The sequence below is a fragment of the Lacticaseibacillus songhuajiangensis genome, assembly GCF_003946025.1.
In the GTDB taxonomy this organism is placed as follows: domain Bacteria; phylum Bacillota; class Bacilli; order Lactobacillales; family Lactobacillaceae; genus Lacticaseibacillus; species Lacticaseibacillus songhuajiangensis.
Window position 1 is genome coordinate 106,053 of the sequence record NZ_RHNR01000001.1, and the last position, 15,991, is coordinate 122,043.

The following is a 15,991-nucleotide window of genomic DNA, read 5'->3' on the forward strand; positions in this document are numbered from 1 at the left end:
CGTACGGGCATTTTTTGTGTTACCAACGCGACTACCCACCATCAGGCAATAATTGCAGCAAGGTGTTAAACTAGAGTTAGCATTGCAAGTATAGAAACGGAGGAATTAAGTTATGGAAATTACACGACACGGCGAAGCGCAGCAGACAAACGGCCAGGCACCACAGATTGGGCACGTTATCCCCGCCTTTAGCCTGCAGCGGGCGGACGGCAGTAAGCTGACGAATGCTGACCTAAGCGCAGCGCACACGCTCATTAGTGTTGTCCCCGACATCACGACGCGAGTCTGCAGCATTTCAACCAAGGAATTCAACAAGTCCGTCGATCAGTTCAAGGATGTTCGTTTCTTAACCGTTTCGACCAACACAACGGAGCAGCAGCAACATTGGTGCGCTGCTGAGGGTGTTAAGTCCATCGAGCTGGTTTCCGACGCAGACGGCGAGTTCGGCCGCAGCATGGGCCTTTACGTTGATGGTAACAACACCGACGCCCGTAGTGTCTGGATTCTCGACCAAGACGGCAAAATTGTTTACCGCGAAATTATCAAGGAACAAAGCGACGAACCTGACTACAGCTCCGCACTGGCTTACCTTGAAGCTCACCAGCACTAAACGACAGCAAAAAAAGAGCCCGACCGGAATTCGTTAAACGAATTCCGGTCGGGCTCTTTTTCGAGTGACAGTTTATGCCAATACCTTGTCTTCAACCCAAGCGGTAACATCCTTAGGGTTGAGGCGTTCGCCGTTACCAATGTGGTCCAGCTGCTTGCCGTCTTCGAAAAGCACGAAGGCAGGAATTCCGCGCAGGCCCTGCGCCGTGGCAACATCGATGTTGGCGTCGCGGTCAGCATCGACCCAGCCGGCACCCTTGCTGGTGGCAAGATCCTTAATGCCCTGTACAAAAGGCTTGATGGCCTTGCAGTCACCACACCAGTCTGCGGTCAAGAACATAATCTGCTTACCCGGCTTGTTAATTACTTGGTTTACTGCTTCGTCAGAAACGACTTCTGGTTTGTAAAGTTGCATCGTAAGAATCCTCCTAGTTAGGGTAGGCCCGTTGGGCGCACCGATTTAATAGATTTATTATCGCACGTTTTTCAAATTTTGCAAACTAAAAGTAAGCAAAATGTGTCCTTGCGAGCCCCTGCGACTATCCATATAATGAAACATGTAGTTTTAGACAGAGAATACGGAGGCGCAGCATGGCAGAAGAACGAACACTAATTCTAGTAAAACCCGATGGGGTCGCATGTGGACACATTGGTGAGGTCATTACGCGTCTTGAACGCCGGCGTTACAAGATTGAAGCGCTGAAGGTGCTGAACGCATCCGATGAGCAGCTCCGCGCCCACTATTCCGCACTGGTGGACAAGCCTTACTTCCCCGGCATTCAGAAGTTCATGCAGTCCGGTCCCATCGTGGCAATGATTGCCAGTGGTACCGACATCGTGAATGTTTTCCACAAAATGGTCGGTGCAACCGTGCCTTCTGAGGCCGCTATTGGCACCATTCGCGGTGACTTCGGTCGCAGCTGGGGCCCTGGCCCAATCCAGAACGTCGTGCACAGCTCCGACAGTATCGAGAGCGCACAACGGGAAATTCCAATCTGGTTCCCAGAAGCGAAATAAATTGATAAAAGCCGCTGCGTAGTGGCTTTTTTTGTGCGATGAAACCTTGACTTTGTCTGTGTTCAAGTCCATGCCCGCATAGTATAATGTGGGCATCAATTCGGAAATGTCAGACTTTAACGGAGGTTGCGACATGGATCATGAGGAACGGACACTAATTTTGGTCAAGCCGGACGGTGTGGCAAACGGTCACATCGGGGAGATAATCACGCGTCTGGAGCGACGGCGTTTTAGCATCGATGCGCTCAAGGTGGTCAACGCGACCAAGCAGCAGCTTGGTCGGCACTACGCTCACCTACTAGACAAACCTTTCTACCATGAGATTGAAGACTACATGCTGGAAGGGCCAATTGTCGCCATTATCGCCAGCGGCACGGGGATTGTCGATGTCTTCCACAAAATGGCGGGTCAAACCGATCCTGGTGAAGCCGATTGCGGCACCATCCGCGGTGATTACGGCCGCGATTGGGACGACGGCATCATCCGCAACGTCGTCCACAGCTCCGACAGTCCCGCAAGCGCTGAAAATGAAATCACAATTTGGTTCCCTGAACTAACAAAATAGATTAACAGAGCTCGCGCAAACTGCGCGGGCTTTTTTCTTACCCACGAGCACAAAAAAACACGCCGCAATCGCGACGTGTTTTCCGGTGTCAGCAGGTAATTACTTACCAAGCTTTTCCTTGTTGGTAACCTTCAGCTTGTCGTCGAAGGTGTAAACAACTGGTTCACCGGTAGCCATTTCAACATCCATGATGTCAGCATCAGAGATGTTTTCGATGTACTTGGTCAGGGCACGCAGGGAGTTACCGTGCGCAGCGATGATGACGTTCTTGCCTGCAAGCAGGTCTGGGGCAATCTTGTCTTCCCAGAAAGGAAGTACGCGTTCGAGCGTAACCTTGAGGTTTTCACCACCAGGGATGATCCGTGGGTCAAGGTTTGCGTAACGACGGTCCTGTGCTGCAGATTCTGGGTCATCAGCATCCAGAAGTGGTGGCAGAGTGTCGTAAGAACGACGCCAGATGTGAACCTGTTCGTCACCGTACTTTTCAGCGGTTTCCTTCTTGTTGAGACCCTGAAGTGCACCGTAGTGACGTTCGTTAAGACGCCAGGTCTTTTCTTCAGGAATCCAAAGCTGGTCAGCTTCTTCAAGAGCGTAGTGGAGCGTCTTGATAGCGCGAGTCAGAACGGAAGTGTAAGCCTGGTCAAAGAGAATGCCTGCTTCCTTGAGCTTCTTACCAGCGTTCTTTGCTTCTTCGACACCCTGTTCGGACAGGTTAACGTCGTGCCAACCAGTGAACTGGTTGGAAAGGTTCCATTCGGACTGACCATGACGGATCAAAACCAATTTAGCCATTGTGTTAATTACCTCACTTTATTTTGTGCACCGGTTTCCCAGCGCCATCATCCTTATATTCTACACTAAGAAGTGGCGTTTGACACCCCGATTTTTGTTAGAGGGCGAGCCAATAATGAATGTCACTTTCACCCTTGGCACTCGTGAATTCATAACGGAAGGTCTCCAGACCCCCGATCTGAAAACCGTACTTCAAGTAGAAACGGTTGGCCGCAAGATTGCTACCCTGCGCGATGGTGCACAGCCCCTTGCAGCCATGGGCGCGCGCAATTGGCCGCACCGCATCCAGCAATTGACTGCCAATGCCATTGCGCCGGTAGTCGCTGTTGACCTTCAAATCATCAAGGTAAACGAAGCGGTTGTACTGCCATTCAAAAGTCGCCAGGCCAACACAAGTGTCGCCATCATAAGCGGCCAAGGCAAAACCGGCGGCGTCAATATCCGCAAGCTTGTAGCCTTCCTCGGGGAAAGTTTGCGTTGTCGGCTGGTCATCCAAGGTTTCGTTGTGGTGCCAGCCTTGGGCATCGCGCGTGACGTGAAAATGCCCAAAACGAGCAAAGGGCTCATTGGGGAGCAGCAATGCCTCCTGGTTGGCGGTGGTAACGGGACGAATTGTAATCGACATAGGCGACCTCTTTTCTGAATGGCCTCATCCTACCGCCACGCTAATGCCAGGTCAAGCGGCGGCGCAAATGCCGCCACGCCAGCCAGTGTTTGCGGCCCGCCTCGTACTGCTTAAACTCGCGGGGATGCTTGCGGTAGTAGTCCTGGTGATAATTTTCCGCCGGCCAAAATTGCGTCCGCGCTTCAATCGCGACCGCCACGTCCTGCTTGTACTGCTGCGCAACGGCTACCTTACTCGCTTCAGCAGCCGCTGTTTCTGCCGGCGTTGCCGTGTAAATCACCGGTCGGTACTGCGTGCCCCGGTCGTTAATCTGGCCACCGCCATCGAGCGGGTCCACCAACTGCCAGTATACGTCGAGCAGATCCTGATAACTGACGAGCGTTGTGTCATAGATGATTTCCACCGCCTCAACGTGGCCGGTGGTGCCACTACTAACCTGTTCATAAGTTGGTGCGGCCAGCTCCCCACCGATGTAGCCACTGATGACTGCCCGGATGCCGGGGCGCAATTCAAAAGGTTCAACCATACACCAGAAACAGCCGCCAGCAAACACGGCCCGTGCTTGCCCTGGCGGATCCGGCGCGGTGTGCAAACTGAGGTCAAAGGTCGCTGCAGCTTGCTGGTCGCCGGCAAGTTCGGCGTATAAATCCGCCACCGCGGGCGTGAGATTATTGCGCGTGGCCAGTGGCCGCAACGCTGCTTCCAGCCGCGCTAACACCGGCGCTGGTCGCTCAGCACTTTCCAAGCCGCGCTTAGCCGTCAACACTTGCTGACGCTCAAAGTCGCGTGTCGCCGGGTTGAGTGCGACATCGTACAGTCGTTGTAAGGCTTGCTCAGTCGTTAACATGTTGTCACCTCCGCTTACTTTTTGTAACCGTTTTATTTATTATCGCAAATGCTTTTACAAAACACAAGCGTGTGCTGACCAACATGCCGCCCTGGCAAAATAAAAAAGCTCCCCGCTAGTGGGAAGCTTTTCGTTGACGATTCAATTACAGCCAGCTGTTTCGGCGCCGCCGCGCTTGCAGCCGCGCCACAAGAAGCAAGATGAGTAGCCCGACAACACTTATCAAGGCGCCCAGCCACAATCCGGGTGTCCGGTAACGCATCGTGATTGTATGCTTGCCCTTCCCCTGCACGGCAAAAGTCATGAACACGCCCTTGAGCGCCGTACCAGTCTGCACGGTCTTACCATCGACCTGCACGCGCCAACCGCGTTCGGCCGGAATCGTGGTCATCACCTGTCGTGAAGCAGTGGTTGTGACAGTCACCCGCATGTTGCCCGCATCGCTGCGTGTAAAGTGCAAGGCGCCGCGATTGATAATCTGGACGGTCTTACGCAGATTCCCATGCCGGACACTGCTGGCCGTAACGGCCGGCAACGTACCACTGGTGTGCTTCAGTTTCACCGTCAGCTTGACGGCGTGCTTGCTGGCATCAACGCCCAGAGGCACGGTTACCGGGTACCCAGGGAAGATGGCAATCTTCTTGCCGTTCAGGTAAATTTTGTTCGGCTTGGTGTAGTAGGCCGGCGGCACGCTCAAGTAAACCTGCTTGCTCGTCTGGGGCAGCGTCCAGGTAACGGTCGCCGCCTTGCCTTGCACCTTGATTTTACCATCTGGCTCTGCCTGAGCATTTTGCCCCGCCGTAATGGTCAGAGGCTGCGTTGCCAGCAATGCACGTTTACTACCGGACCAGCTCTGCAAAACCCGTTCTTGGTTCGCTAGACTAGCACCGCCGAGCAGTTGCGGCTCTGCGGCCTTCGCGGTCGTGAAGGCCAGCGCTACCGCGTTATTCAGTCGGTAGAGTCGCTCTTGACCCTGCCGCGCAATGACCGTGCCGCGCAGATCCGCTCGCGAACCGTATACGCGCATGGCGTCATGCTTGCTGCGGGCCGACCGCGTCGACGTCAGCTGGTAGCGCATGCCTAGCAGTGCGTCAGTCAGCGCCGTCCCGTTACTGTACTGCACATAGTAACCGGCCGTACGCTGGCCGAGCAGCTGCATCAGTTCCGGCGTACCCGGCGTCAGGTTGGAGGAGAAAATGCTGGCGCTGTTGTAGCCGTAAACCATGCCGTCACTGCGATCGATGTGGCGCATGAAGTTCTTGTCCGCACGCACTGGTTGCGTGCCGCTGTCACGCGCCATCGCGTTGGCAAATTCGGTCATTTCCTGGTTGTAACGCTGATAATAAGCAACCGGCCGCGCACCCTTAGTTTGCGCGCTCGTCAGGCCGGCGTTCACTCCCATCTCCACAATCACAAGCGCCAGCACCACGCCCGTCGCCGTTTGCCAATACCGCTTGCCGAATGCGAGCAGTGCCAGCGGCAGCACCCAGAACAAACCACTGAGGGCAACGCGCCAAAGCGTCGCGTCCAGCGCCCCCCGTTTCCAGATGAGAACTGCGGTGGCAAGTAGTGCCAGGGCGCCCAACCCCCAAACAAAACGCGGATTGAGCTCATCTTGCTGGAGCGCTAGCAACGCACTGCCAGCGAGGTAAAGCAACCAGAACGACAAGAGAAAGGCGTAGCGGTAAGGATACCCAACCGGATTCGAGCCGCCATGCAGGAGCAGGTAGCCCTGCGTGCTGAAGGAAAGCACCACCCAGACGAGCGAATAAACCAGCGCACTCACACGTGCCCGGCGGCTGATGCCCCGCGCGGCAAAATACAAGACCGCAAACATTAAGGCCATGCCGCCGACATACAAAGTCGGGACGGAGAGCACCCCAGGGTGCAAATCAATGTGATCATCGACCGCACCAATGAGCAGGCGGCTGGCCAATACGAGTGGCTGGCGCGCCAGAATGGGTGTGCCGGTATCCACGCCGAGCTTGGCGCCCAGCAGGTTCATGAAGGTGGGCACAAGCACCACGGCCGCCATGGCAATCGCCAGTAGCGAGGCGCCGATTACCCGCAGCAATGCCATGATGAACTCGCGCGCATCACGCCACTGCCCCTCGCCTGCCATCAGGAAGATGGTAAACAGGGCGATGAAAATGCAGACCATGAAACCAGTGTAGTAGTTAGCAATCAGAGTAATCGCCAGCCAGCAAGTGTAAGGCACAATGCTGCCGCGTCGCAAAATTTTGCCCAGTCCCAGCACAATCAGCGGCAAGAAGACGAGTGCGTCCAGCCACATGAATTCGCGCTGGTAGGTCAGCGCGTAACCCATTAGGCCGTATGCCACGCTGAGTGCCAAGCGCAAGTTGAGGTTGAGATCCGCCCAACGCCGGCGGGCCAGCAAGTTGAACGTTGCCCCCATTGCGCCGAGCTTCAGGCTACCAATGGCAAATAAGGCGTAAGGCATCAGCGCTTTGGAAAATGGCAGTGCCAGCAAGTTAAACGGACTGAGCAAGTAGTATGCCCAGTTGCCCATCATGCCACCGCCAAGGCCATTAGCGAGGCTGTAGCCGGCATGCGCCTGGCCAGTGACCACTAGGTGCAGGTAATTGAACATACCGAGATACTGATCACTATAGTCCCCCGCCAGCAGCGAACCGCCGGTGAAGGGGTTGGTCCCAGCTACCGCACTACTGAGTTGGTAAAGGACGAACACAATCAGAGCGGCAACGAGCGGCTCGAAGCCATTGCGCTGCGTGCGCGTGTTACTTAGCATTTTGCTTCTCCTTGGGCTGAATTTTTTTAACGCCGAATACGTCGAGCAGGAAGGTGAAGACCGGCAGGCCCACAATCAGCCCCCATGTGCCCCACAGGTGCTCCGCCAGTAGCAGGACCACGAAGGTGAAGAAAATCGGCAGCTTGGTGCGACTGCTCATGAACTTCGGGTTCAGCACGTAAGCCTCCAAAATGTGAATCACGATGATCATGATGATGATGGTGACCACATCCTGCCAGCCGCCCACGGTGTAGGCAATGATGCTCAGCGGCACCACCGACACAATGGCCCCCGCCACGGGTACCAGCGACAGCAGGAACACCATGATGGCTAAACTTGGTACGTTCGGCATCCGCAGCACAATCAGCGTGATAGTCGTGATGACAGTGTTCACCAGGGCGATGAAGATCTGCGCCTCCATGACCACCCCGAAGGTATTAATGAACTTGTCGGCGAAGTACTTGATGTCACGGAACACCCACCCGAAATCAGAGTCGAGAAAGTTGCGGCCGAAGCGGTTCATGCTGTCGAGTTCAATCGTGTAGAAGAAGCTGAGAATCAGCGCGGTAAAGGTGGTGAAGAGCGCGCCACCAATGCTGCTAACGTAGGACACAATGGTCGTGACCCCCACCTTGAGCTGTTCATCCAGGTTCAACTGGTTGGTCTGTTCAATCGCCCACTGAATCAGCTTGTTGTTCGCATAGTTGTCGCTATTGTAGAAAGACTGCACCTGCGTAAACAGCTTAATGCTCTGCTTGGCAACTTCGGGCACGTAGCGCGTCACGGTGTAATACAAGGCCGCGATGATGATAATGTACAGCGGCGCCACCACCAGTGCCGGCCGCACGTGCGCCCAACGCTGAACCCAGCGTACTAAGCGCACAATGAGGAAAGTGAAAATGAACGTCAGCAAGATAGTGCTCATGAGACTGCGCGCCAACCACAGAACGAGACACAGCGCAACCAGGACGGTCATGCGCCGAAGCCAGGTGTTGTGCAGGAATTTTTGGTATGTATTCATAGACTGCTCCTCCGTATGCTTTTCATTGTATTACAAACTAGCGGTTGGCCAAAATTTTCGCTAATTGCGACGCCGGCTGGTGGCAGTACTTGGGGCTACGCGCGGGTGAACTACGCGGCGGGGACCGCTTCAGCCCGCGCTCCGCCCAAACACCACCACAGCTTAATCTCATCATTCACGGTTGATTCGTCATGCAATTCAAGGCCAGCAACCAATCCATTATTCACTGCATAGAACAAATCCACCGTACAAAAAAGAGGCCGCACGTCTGCGTCCTCTTTATTCGTTACTGTTTTACTTCAAGCCGAAAGTAATCCCACTAGCAGGTACCCAAGCGTAACCCTTCTTGCCATCCTTGGTCAGGAGGTAGTAAGTGTTACCGTTATAGACACCCTTAGTCATCGTCTTCCAGATCCCAGATGTCACCTTTGGTCCAGCAATCATGCCGCTGGACGTGTAGTAGTAGAACTTAGTGTTAGCATTCACGATGCCTTTTGCGGGATATGCGCTCTGGCTCATACTCGCTTTAACACCGAACTTGATGCCGCTAGCCAAGACCCAGGCGTAGCCGTTCTTGCCATCCTTGGAAACCAGGTAGTAAGTGTTGCCGTTGTAGACACCCTTAGTGAGTGTCTTCCAGTTGCCAGCTGCTACCTTAGGACCTGTGATCATGCCCTTAGTGGTGTAGTAGTAGGTTTTGGCGGTCGAGCTAACCGTCCCTACTGCCTTGTAGCTAGTCTGCGTCATTTTGGCTGGTGTTGCTTTCACACCAAACTTGATGCCGCTGGCCAGAACCCAAGCGTAACCGTTCTTGCCGTCCTTGGAAACCAAGTAGTAGGTGTTGCCGTTGTAGACACCCTTGGTAAGTGTCTTCCAGTTGCCGGCTGCCACCTTAGGACCAGTCGTCATGCCGCTGCTCGTGTAGTAGTAGGTTTTGGCGGTCGAGCTGACCGTTCCCACTGCCTTGTAGCTGCTCTGCGTCATCTTGGCTGGTGTCGCTTTCACGCCAAACTTAATGTTCGCAGCTGGCACCCAAGCGTATGTCGCCTTACCATCCTTAGAAATGGAGTAGTAAGTCTTGCCATTGATGATTCCCTTGGTGAGCGTCTTCCAGTTACCTGCCGTGACCTTGGCGCCTGCGACCATCCCCTTAGAGGTGGAGTAAGTGTAACCCGTGGTGCCGGAAGCCACCGTGCCGACAGCCTTGTAGCTGCTCTGCACGAGCGTCTTGCTGTTAGATGGTGTTGACGTCGATGTGGTCTTGTAACCGTTGAAGGACACCCCGAGCAAGTCGACGTTCCCGTCCAGACCGCCAGATACCTGCGTGGAAGTGTACTGCCACATTGCGACCCCATCCATACTTGGGAAGTAGGAGAAGTTTGGCTTTGGCGTCACGTTGTAATCCGCATAGCGCGCAACCCACAAACTGTTCGGGTACGTTTTGAGGAGCGTCTTCATGTCGACGTGATCGTTCAAGTAGTACTGACCACTGTAAAGCAGTGGCGTATACCCAGCATCCTTGACCCGTTTCATGCCGTACATAATGGCGGCAGTATTGGCAGACTTGCTGCTGGTGGCACCATCTTCATAGTCCAGCGCAACAATCGAACCCTTTGGCGTCTTCACTTTGGGCAGGAAGTAATCCAGTGCCTTTTTCGCAACACTGGTGCTTGAGCCGACCTGATACCAGAGGTAGGTGTGTGTCCGGTACCCCTTCTTCTTAGCACTTGCGAGCTGTGAGCTGTAAGTGCTCTGGACACTGATGGTCCCGTTGTAAGTCCCACCAAGCTGGACGATGGCGAACTCATCATTCTGACCGAAGACCCCGTTAGCGCCCTGGTACTTCGCCCAGTCAACACCTAGGTAAGTCTTCGTTGCCGCCGCAGCGTCGTGCTGGTGGCCTAACGCAGGTGCCGCAAGGAGCGCTGCACCAAGAACCACTGTTCCTAGTAGCTTCTTACTTATTTTCATTTTTTGACCTCATTTTTATAATTTCCTTTACTTATCGTAGCAGACGGTCAAACTTCCCTCAACGCATTTGCCCTAATGTAACCACATTGAAAGCAGTCGTTATGCAGTTGAATTATCTTAAGTTTCTGTTCGCGCGCTTGTTCGCCCCTGATGCAAATTGATGTGGCCAGCATGTGCAAGCCGCTAGTTATGCTTCGCTGTGGCCCTCCACGGCATATTTCGCACTGGTCACTCGCTATCCGCAAGTACCGGCATATCTCAACAAAATGGCACACTGCACACGCCTAATGTATAATTACAACTGTAATTTTTGGCCATAATCGGCAACTCATTCATTAAGTCTGGCTCGACGTACCCGTAATCATCCGCGACCAGTTCAGCGGTGACCGGTCGATGTTTTATGGTGCCGCACCCACCGTCGCGAGTTCAATTTAACGCACCCGTTCCTAATCAAGATCACGGCTACCACGGCGACTCCTGACAAGCACCGCCAGACGTAATTGGACATAATTAAAGGAGACGCATTTTGACATTCTACTACTTGCACTTTAACGAAAGCACAACCCCCAACCATTTCCCCTTCTGGCACTATGGCGCCATCGGCAAGGCCAACCACGATCATGAACAGGCCTTGGAGCATATCGGCTTTAAGCGGATTGACGCCTTTACCTACGACTGGCCAAGCGAGCCGGATAACGTCCTCGACGCGCGCCTGGATGGCATCTTCGCCGGTCTCAAAATAAATGACGTGGTCATCGTGACCTGGCCAATCCGCCCCACCCGTGCTAATTCGTGGTTGCAAAAGCTCTTCGACCGCATCAAAGCTTTCGGTGCGAAGCTCGTTTTCTGGATTGACGACGTCGAAACTTGGCGGCACGAAAGCAAACTTCCGGCCGGTCTCACGCCAGCAAACGCGGGGCCATACATGGATACGGAAGCACTCGGCATTGAAGCTCACTTCATTGCCCAGGCAGATGGCCTCATTCTGCACTCACCGCAAATGCGTGAGCGCCTGGCCGCGCAACTGGCGCTGGCTGGCAAGCAGATGCCCAGCGCCGTCAGTTACATTGGCCCCGGCGGCAACCTGGCTTCCGTCTACCAACCAACCCGGCAAAATGGTCAGGGCCTCGATTATTCTGGTTCTTTGCACAAAGCGCAGTTCTTACTCGAACTACCCAACACAATCAAAGTACACGTCTTTGGCGATGTGCCGCCCGACTTTCCTGAAGCCAAACGTCAAGTCGTGGACTTCAAAGGCTGGATGGATCCCGAAGCCGTCGTGCACTCACTGACCGGCTCGTTCGGTCTGGACTGGGCGGCCGATTCTTATCCCCAAGTTGACAGTGTCTTGGGCGAGTATGAACGCTACAACACGCCGTCTAAATTCGCCCAGTACCTGGCCGCCGACGAACCCGTAATCGTTTGGGACCAAAGTGCCTTAGCGCCATTTGTCACCGCTAACCACCTCGGTTTTGCGATTCCGGATTTAACGGCGCTCCCTGCAATTATTCAGGACACCACTGACAGTGAGTACGCGGCGATTGTTGCGAATGTTCAGGGCATCGGGCCGCTAATTCGTTCCGGCTTCTACTTCCAGCAGGCCGCGCTCGATGTCATCAGGCAGGTGCTGGACAAGTGGCATGCTTACGACCAGCTGCCCCAATAAGATTAACGTCATCACTGGTCGACCTGCCCGTCAAAATTCGGTACTGACGGTGTTGCCACTTGACGCAAAACGACACGCGGCGCCCTCACCAGGTGCCATTTTGCTAAGCTTTTGCGCATAAGACAAGCTGCTGCCAAGAAAGCCGCCCCCCCGTGGTATAATCTCACTGTATGTCTTAACAAAGGAGCGCCCCATGACTACTATTAAGCAGCTGTACCAGAAATACGCGATGTTTATTCGCTACGTCGTGATTGGGGTTTTAACCACCGTGGTCAACCTCGTCGTCTTCTTCCTATTGAAGCATCTCGGCATGAACTACCTCATCGCCAACACAATTGCCTGGCTCGTGAGCGTCATCTTCGCCTTCTTCACCAACAAGCAAATTGTGTTCCAATCCAAGTCCAAAAACGCAGCCGCCTTCGCGGAAATGGTGCTGTTCTTCATCCTGCGTGGCGTATCGCTCGCCTTGGATGACGGTCTCATGTACCTGGGTATCAGTGTGCTACTGTGGAACACCGGGCTGGTCAAGATTGCGGTGCAAATCATTGTCATTATTACGAATTATATTTTTAGCAAATTAATCTTCATTCACCCAAAGGAGAATCGTTAATTTTGAAAGACGTTGCTATCGTTATTCCGAGCCATAACGAGGAAGAAAATGTGCCGCTGATCTACCAGGCACTGACGGACACCTTCGCCAAGCTGCCCAACTACCGGCTGATTGTCTGGTTCATCAACGACGGTTCCACCGACGGTACACTCTGTGCCATCAAGACTTTGCAAGAACAGGACACGAACGTGCATTACATCAACATGGCCCGCGCTTTCGGGAAGGAAGCCGGCATGTACGCTGGCCTCAGCACCGCCAAGGCGGATCTCTATGCCGTCATGGATGCTGACCTGCAGGACCCGCCAGCCATGATTCCCGACATGCTCGCCGGCATTGAAGCCGGCTACGACATGGTCGGCGCCGCCCGCACCGACCGGACGGGTGAACCGCCAATTCGCTCCTTCTTCTCCAACATGTTCTACAAAATCATGAACAAGATCAGCGAGACGCCGATTGTACCCGGTGCCCGCGACTTTCGCGTCATGACCCAGCAAGTGGTCGACGCCGTGCTGTCGATGTCCGAGCACAACCGCTTCAGCAAGGGCATCTTCGGCTGGGTGGGCTTTAACACCAAGTACCTGCCTTACACCAACGTTGAACGCAAGCACGGTGAAACCAGTTGGAGCTTCTGGAGCCTGCTACGCTACTCCATCGACGGCATCGTGAACTTCTCCGACGTCCCCCTGACCATCGTGTCCGTGCTCGGTATCGTCAGCTTCATCGGCGCGTTCATCGCCTTGGCCTTCATCGTCATCCGCGCCGCCATTTTCGGCGACCCAACGCCGGGCTGGCCATCCATGGTGTCCATTTTCTTGATGATTGGCGGCCTCCAGTTATTCGCAATCGGGATTGTCGGCCGTTACATCGGCAAAATTTTTGTGGAAGTTAAGAACCGCCCCATCTTTATTGCTAAAGAGATTAAGTAGTATCAATAATCAGCTCGCCATTAGGTGCATTTAAGAATAAAATAGTGATATCAAAGCGCCAGCCCGAGTTTGTGGCTGCCGCCATCGACATCACCAGGTTCGTGATGAAGGTAGGCACCGCTGCGGCGCCTACCTTTTGTCATTAACCCTTGAGAGGAGGACCGCATGGGAACTGAATATACGCGCAGTCAACAAGCGCTGAGTCGGGAATGCATCCAGGAAGCCCTCTTCCTGCTGATGGAAGACCAGAGTCTCGACGACATCACCATTAGCGCCATTTCCACCCGCTCGGGGATTTCCCGCATGGGTTTCTACCGTAATTACAAAACCAAGACAGACGTCCTCGACGATTACTTCGAGGGCGAGATGCGCAAGGTCATTAGTCGCATTACCGACATCAAACCGTTGACGGCCGAAAATCTGACGCCGGTTTACTTTAACTACCTCTACGACAACCGTGAGCGTTTCGCCCTCGCACTCAAGCGTGCGGGCGACAACGCCTTCTACAAACCTTTTGTCACCTTAGTTGGTGAATTCTTCACGGACAACATCCGCCGTTCCTGGTTCACAGGACCGTACGCGGAGTACTGGAAACATTTTGTCACTTCCGGAATCTACGCGGTGACGACGGCCTGGATCAAGGAAGGCTTCGTCACCCCGATTCCAACACTCGTTTCGGTCACCAACCACCTCGCGGCCCAGCCGCCACGACCGGTGCCCAACGTCGCCATCGACTCCAAAGGCAGCGACGACGATGAAGATGATGTTAGCTAAAGCAACAGATAGTGAGTCACAATGCGTTTAGCTCCTGAGCACTAACGTAAAAAGGCGGAGATTCCTGATTTTGGGAATCTCCGCCTTTTTGGGTTAGGCGCAGGGAGCTGCATTGTGACTCACGTTAATAGGCCGGCTTCTCACCGTAACTCAGATTGGTCAGAAGCCGGCCGTCGTTAGTGTGAGCGGAAAATACTGGAGCCGCTTCCTATGGCCTGCCTGCTTGCAATCACGTTTACCAGAGGTAGTGCACTGGATTCTTAATCTTCTCGTCGTAGACATCCCGCACAATGCCCATCTGTTCGTGGCTTAATGGCGCGAGGTCAGATGCAACCGTGTTGCGCTCAATCTGCGTTGGGTTACTTGCTCCCGGAATCACGGCGGAAACGGCGTCGTACATTAGAATGTAGCGCAGCGCTGTGCCCGCGAGGTTGTCGGTGTGCAGACGCTGCTTGAGTTCATCCGCAGCTGCCACCCCGGTCAGGAAGTCAACGCCGGAGAACGTCTCGCCCTTGTCGAACAACTCACCATGACGATTGTTCGTCCGCTGGTCGGTGGCCGCAAACTTGGTGTCCGCCGTCATTTTGCCGCTGAGTAAACCGCTGGCCAGTGGCACGCGGGCCAAAATGCCAACCTTGTGTTCCTTAGCCAGTTTGAAGAAGAGTTCTGCTGGACGCAGACGGAACATGTTGAAGATGATTTCAATCACCGAAACGCCATAGTCCAGTGCCTTGATGGCCTCTTCCACGCGCTCCACACTGACGCCGTAATGCTTGATTTTGCCCTCAGTCTTGAGCGCATCGAGCGTCGCAAACATCTCGGGGTTGTAGTAAGTCTGCATTGGCGGGCAGTGCAGCAACACGATGTCCAAACTATCTGTCCCCATGTTGCGCAGGGAGTCGTCCACGTAGCGGCGCAGTGCGGCCGGCGTGAAGTGTTCCAAGCTCAGCGGCTCCTCCTTGCGGCCAATCTTGGTGGTATAGTGCACGTCTGGGTGCTTCTTCACAAAAGCGCCGACGGTTTTTTCACTCGCGCCGCCTTGATAGCCATCGGCGGTGTCAAAGAAGTTCACGCCGTGCTTGTAGGCTTCTTCGAGCGTGGCGTCTGCATCTGCCTGATCAAACGGCGCGCCCCACTTGCCGCCGAGCTGCCAAGTACCGAGCGACACTTCACTAATGCTGTAACCCGTGTCACCTAATTGCCGATATTTCATAGTCATTTAGTCCTTTCCGCGCAGGCCTGCGCTTGCGCCTTACAGGTATCTAATTTATACTTGGCCGCGGATTGTGACAATAACGCACTTATAGGTGCCCTGATTAGCAAAATTATTTTGGAGGATTCATCATGACTGATATTATTCGTAAAGACGTGCTGGCGCGACTCGCCGACGGTGACTACAGTTGCGAGAAGGAAATGACGCTTGCCATGTTCTCAGGTAAGTGGAAGCTGCCCATCATCTGCCACCTGGACGACGGCACCTACCGTTTCAACGACCTGCGCCGCTTACTGCCGAAGATTACCCACAAGGTGCTGACCAATCAGCTGCGAGAACTCGAACAAGACCACCTCATCACGCGGACGGTTGAGGAAGGCAAACAGCAGAAGGAGTACTACGCCATTACCCCACTCGGCCACTCACTCATGCCGATTATTAACGGCATGTACGAATGGGGCAAAGCGCGCATACACGAGATGCAGGCACAGCCAGAATTCTCCATCAACGAGTCGGTAACGCCGCGCATCCCCCGCACGACAGACTAATGACAGCAGCAAAAAGCCCCAAAACTGCGCAGCATGC

16 protein-coding genes are annotated in these 15,991 nt (G+C 54.2%); 8 read left to right on the forward strand and 8 right to left on the reverse strand.

Annotated features, from left to right (window positions below):
* Positions 1-112: 112 nt before the first annotated feature.
* The gene (locus EKM97_RS00500) at positions 113-610 is read left to right on the forward strand and encodes a thiol peroxidase (protein WP_125570309.1); all 498 of its coding nucleotides are present in this window, start codon (positions 113-115) and stop codon (positions 608-610) included.
* 72 nt (positions 611-682) lie between these two features.
* On the opposite strand, the gene EKM97_RS00505 is transcribed toward EKM97_RS00500, so the two are convergent.
* Positions 683-1,024, reverse strand: coding sequence for a thioredoxin family protein (locus EKM97_RS00505; protein WP_125570310.1), 342 nt, complete (start codon positions 1,022-1,024; stop codon positions 683-685).
* Between the two features lie 176 nt (positions 1,025-1,200).
* Here EKM97_RS00505 and ndk point away from each other — a divergent pair, with 176 nt between their 5' ends.
* Positions 1,201-1,626 (forward strand): nucleoside-diphosphate kinase, encoded by a 426-nt coding sequence (gene ndk / locus EKM97_RS00510; protein ID WP_125570311.1) that lies wholly within the window; start codon positions 1,201-1,203, stop codon positions 1,624-1,626.
* Positions 1,627-1,759: 133 nt separating this feature from the next.
* Positions 1,760-2,191 (forward strand): nucleoside-diphosphate kinase, encoded by a 432-nt coding sequence (locus EKM97_RS00515; protein ID WP_125570312.1) that lies wholly within the window; start codon positions 1,760-1,762, stop codon positions 2,189-2,191.
* Positions 2,192-2,290: 99 nt separating this feature from the next.
* On the opposite strand, the gene EKM97_RS00520 is transcribed toward EKM97_RS00515, so the two are convergent.
* The 6 genes from EKM97_RS00520 to EKM97_RS00545 all read right to left on the reverse strand — a co-directional run bounded on the left by EKM97_RS00520 (position 2,291) and on the right by EKM97_RS00545 (position 10,217).
* Positions 2,291-2,983 (reverse strand): 2,3-diphosphoglycerate-dependent phosphoglycerate mutase, encoded by a 693-nt coding sequence (locus EKM97_RS00520; protein ID WP_125570313.1) that lies wholly within the window; start codon positions 2,981-2,983, stop codon positions 2,291-2,293.
* 97 nt (positions 2,984-3,080) lie between these two features.
* Positions 3,081-3,608: a GNAT family N-acetyltransferase gene (locus EKM97_RS00525; protein ID WP_125570314.1), complete on the reverse strand. Its 528-nt coding sequence runs from the start codon at positions 3,606-3,608 to the stop codon at positions 3,081-3,083.
* A gap of 40 nt (positions 3,609-3,648) precedes the next feature.
* Positions 3,649-4,455, reverse strand: a complete 807-nt coding sequence (msrA, locus tag EKM97_RS00530) for a peptide-methionine (S)-S-oxide reductase MsrA (protein WP_125570315.1) — start codon at positions 4,453-4,455, stop codon at positions 3,649-3,651.
* A gap of 145 nt (positions 4,456-4,600) precedes the next feature.
* Positions 4,601-7,225 carry a YfhO family protein gene (locus EKM97_RS00535; protein WP_125570316.1) on the reverse strand — a complete coding sequence of 875 codons (2,625 nt, stop codon included), beginning with the start codon at positions 7,223-7,225 and terminating at the stop codon, positions 4,601-4,603.
* Positions 7,215-8,246 (reverse strand): AI-2E family transporter, encoded by a 1,032-nt coding sequence (locus EKM97_RS00540; RefSeq protein WP_125570317.1) that lies wholly within the window; start codon positions 8,244-8,246, stop codon positions 7,215-7,217. Before EKM97_RS00540 ends, EKM97_RS00535 begins: the two co-directional genes overlap by 11 nt.
* A gap of 294 nt (positions 8,247-8,540) precedes the next feature.
* Entirely contained in the window at positions 8,541-10,217 is a 1,677-nt protein-coding gene (locus EKM97_RS00545) for a GH25 family lysozyme (RefSeq protein ID WP_125570318.1), read from the reverse strand.
* Positions 10,218-10,743: 526 nt separating this feature from the next.
* Between EKM97_RS00545 and EKM97_RS00550 the strand changes: the two genes are divergently transcribed.
* From EKM97_RS00550 to EKM97_RS00565, 4 genes are all read left to right on the forward strand, one after another.
* Positions 10,744-11,883 carry a glycosyltransferase gene (locus EKM97_RS00550; RefSeq protein WP_125570319.1) on the forward strand — a complete coding sequence of 380 codons (1,140 nt, stop codon included), beginning with the start codon at positions 10,744-10,746 and terminating at the stop codon, positions 11,881-11,883.
* Between the two features lie 193 nt (positions 11,884-12,076).
* On the forward strand, positions 12,077-12,493 hold the full coding sequence (locus EKM97_RS00555; RefSeq protein ID WP_125570320.1) for a GtrA family protein: 417 nt from the start codon (positions 12,077-12,079) through the stop codon (positions 12,491-12,493).
* Entirely contained in the window at positions 12,493-13,419 is a 927-nt protein-coding gene (locus tag EKM97_RS00560; RefSeq protein WP_125570321.1) for a glycosyltransferase family 2 protein, read from the forward strand. Before EKM97_RS00555 ends, EKM97_RS00560 begins: the two co-directional genes overlap by 1 nt.
* Before the next feature lie 165 nt (positions 13,420-13,584).
* On the forward strand, positions 13,585-14,193 hold the full coding sequence (locus tag EKM97_RS00565) for a TetR/AcrR family transcriptional regulator (protein WP_125570322.1): 609 nt from the start codon (positions 13,585-13,587) through the stop codon (positions 14,191-14,193).
* A 235-nt stretch (positions 14,194-14,428) separates the two neighbouring features.
* Here EKM97_RS00565 and EKM97_RS00570 read toward each other — a convergent pair whose 3' ends face one another.
* Positions 14,429-15,406, reverse strand: coding sequence for an aldo/keto reductase (locus EKM97_RS00570; RefSeq protein ID WP_125570378.1), 978 nt, complete (start codon positions 15,404-15,406; stop codon positions 14,429-14,431).
* A gap of 131 nt (positions 15,407-15,537) precedes the next feature.
* Between EKM97_RS00570 and EKM97_RS00575 the strand changes: the two genes are divergently transcribed.
* Positions 15,538-15,954 (forward strand): winged helix-turn-helix transcriptional regulator, encoded by a 417-nt coding sequence (locus tag EKM97_RS00575; protein WP_125570323.1) that lies wholly within the window; start codon positions 15,538-15,540, stop codon positions 15,952-15,954.
* The last annotated feature ends 37 nt before the right edge of the window (positions 15,955-15,991 follow it).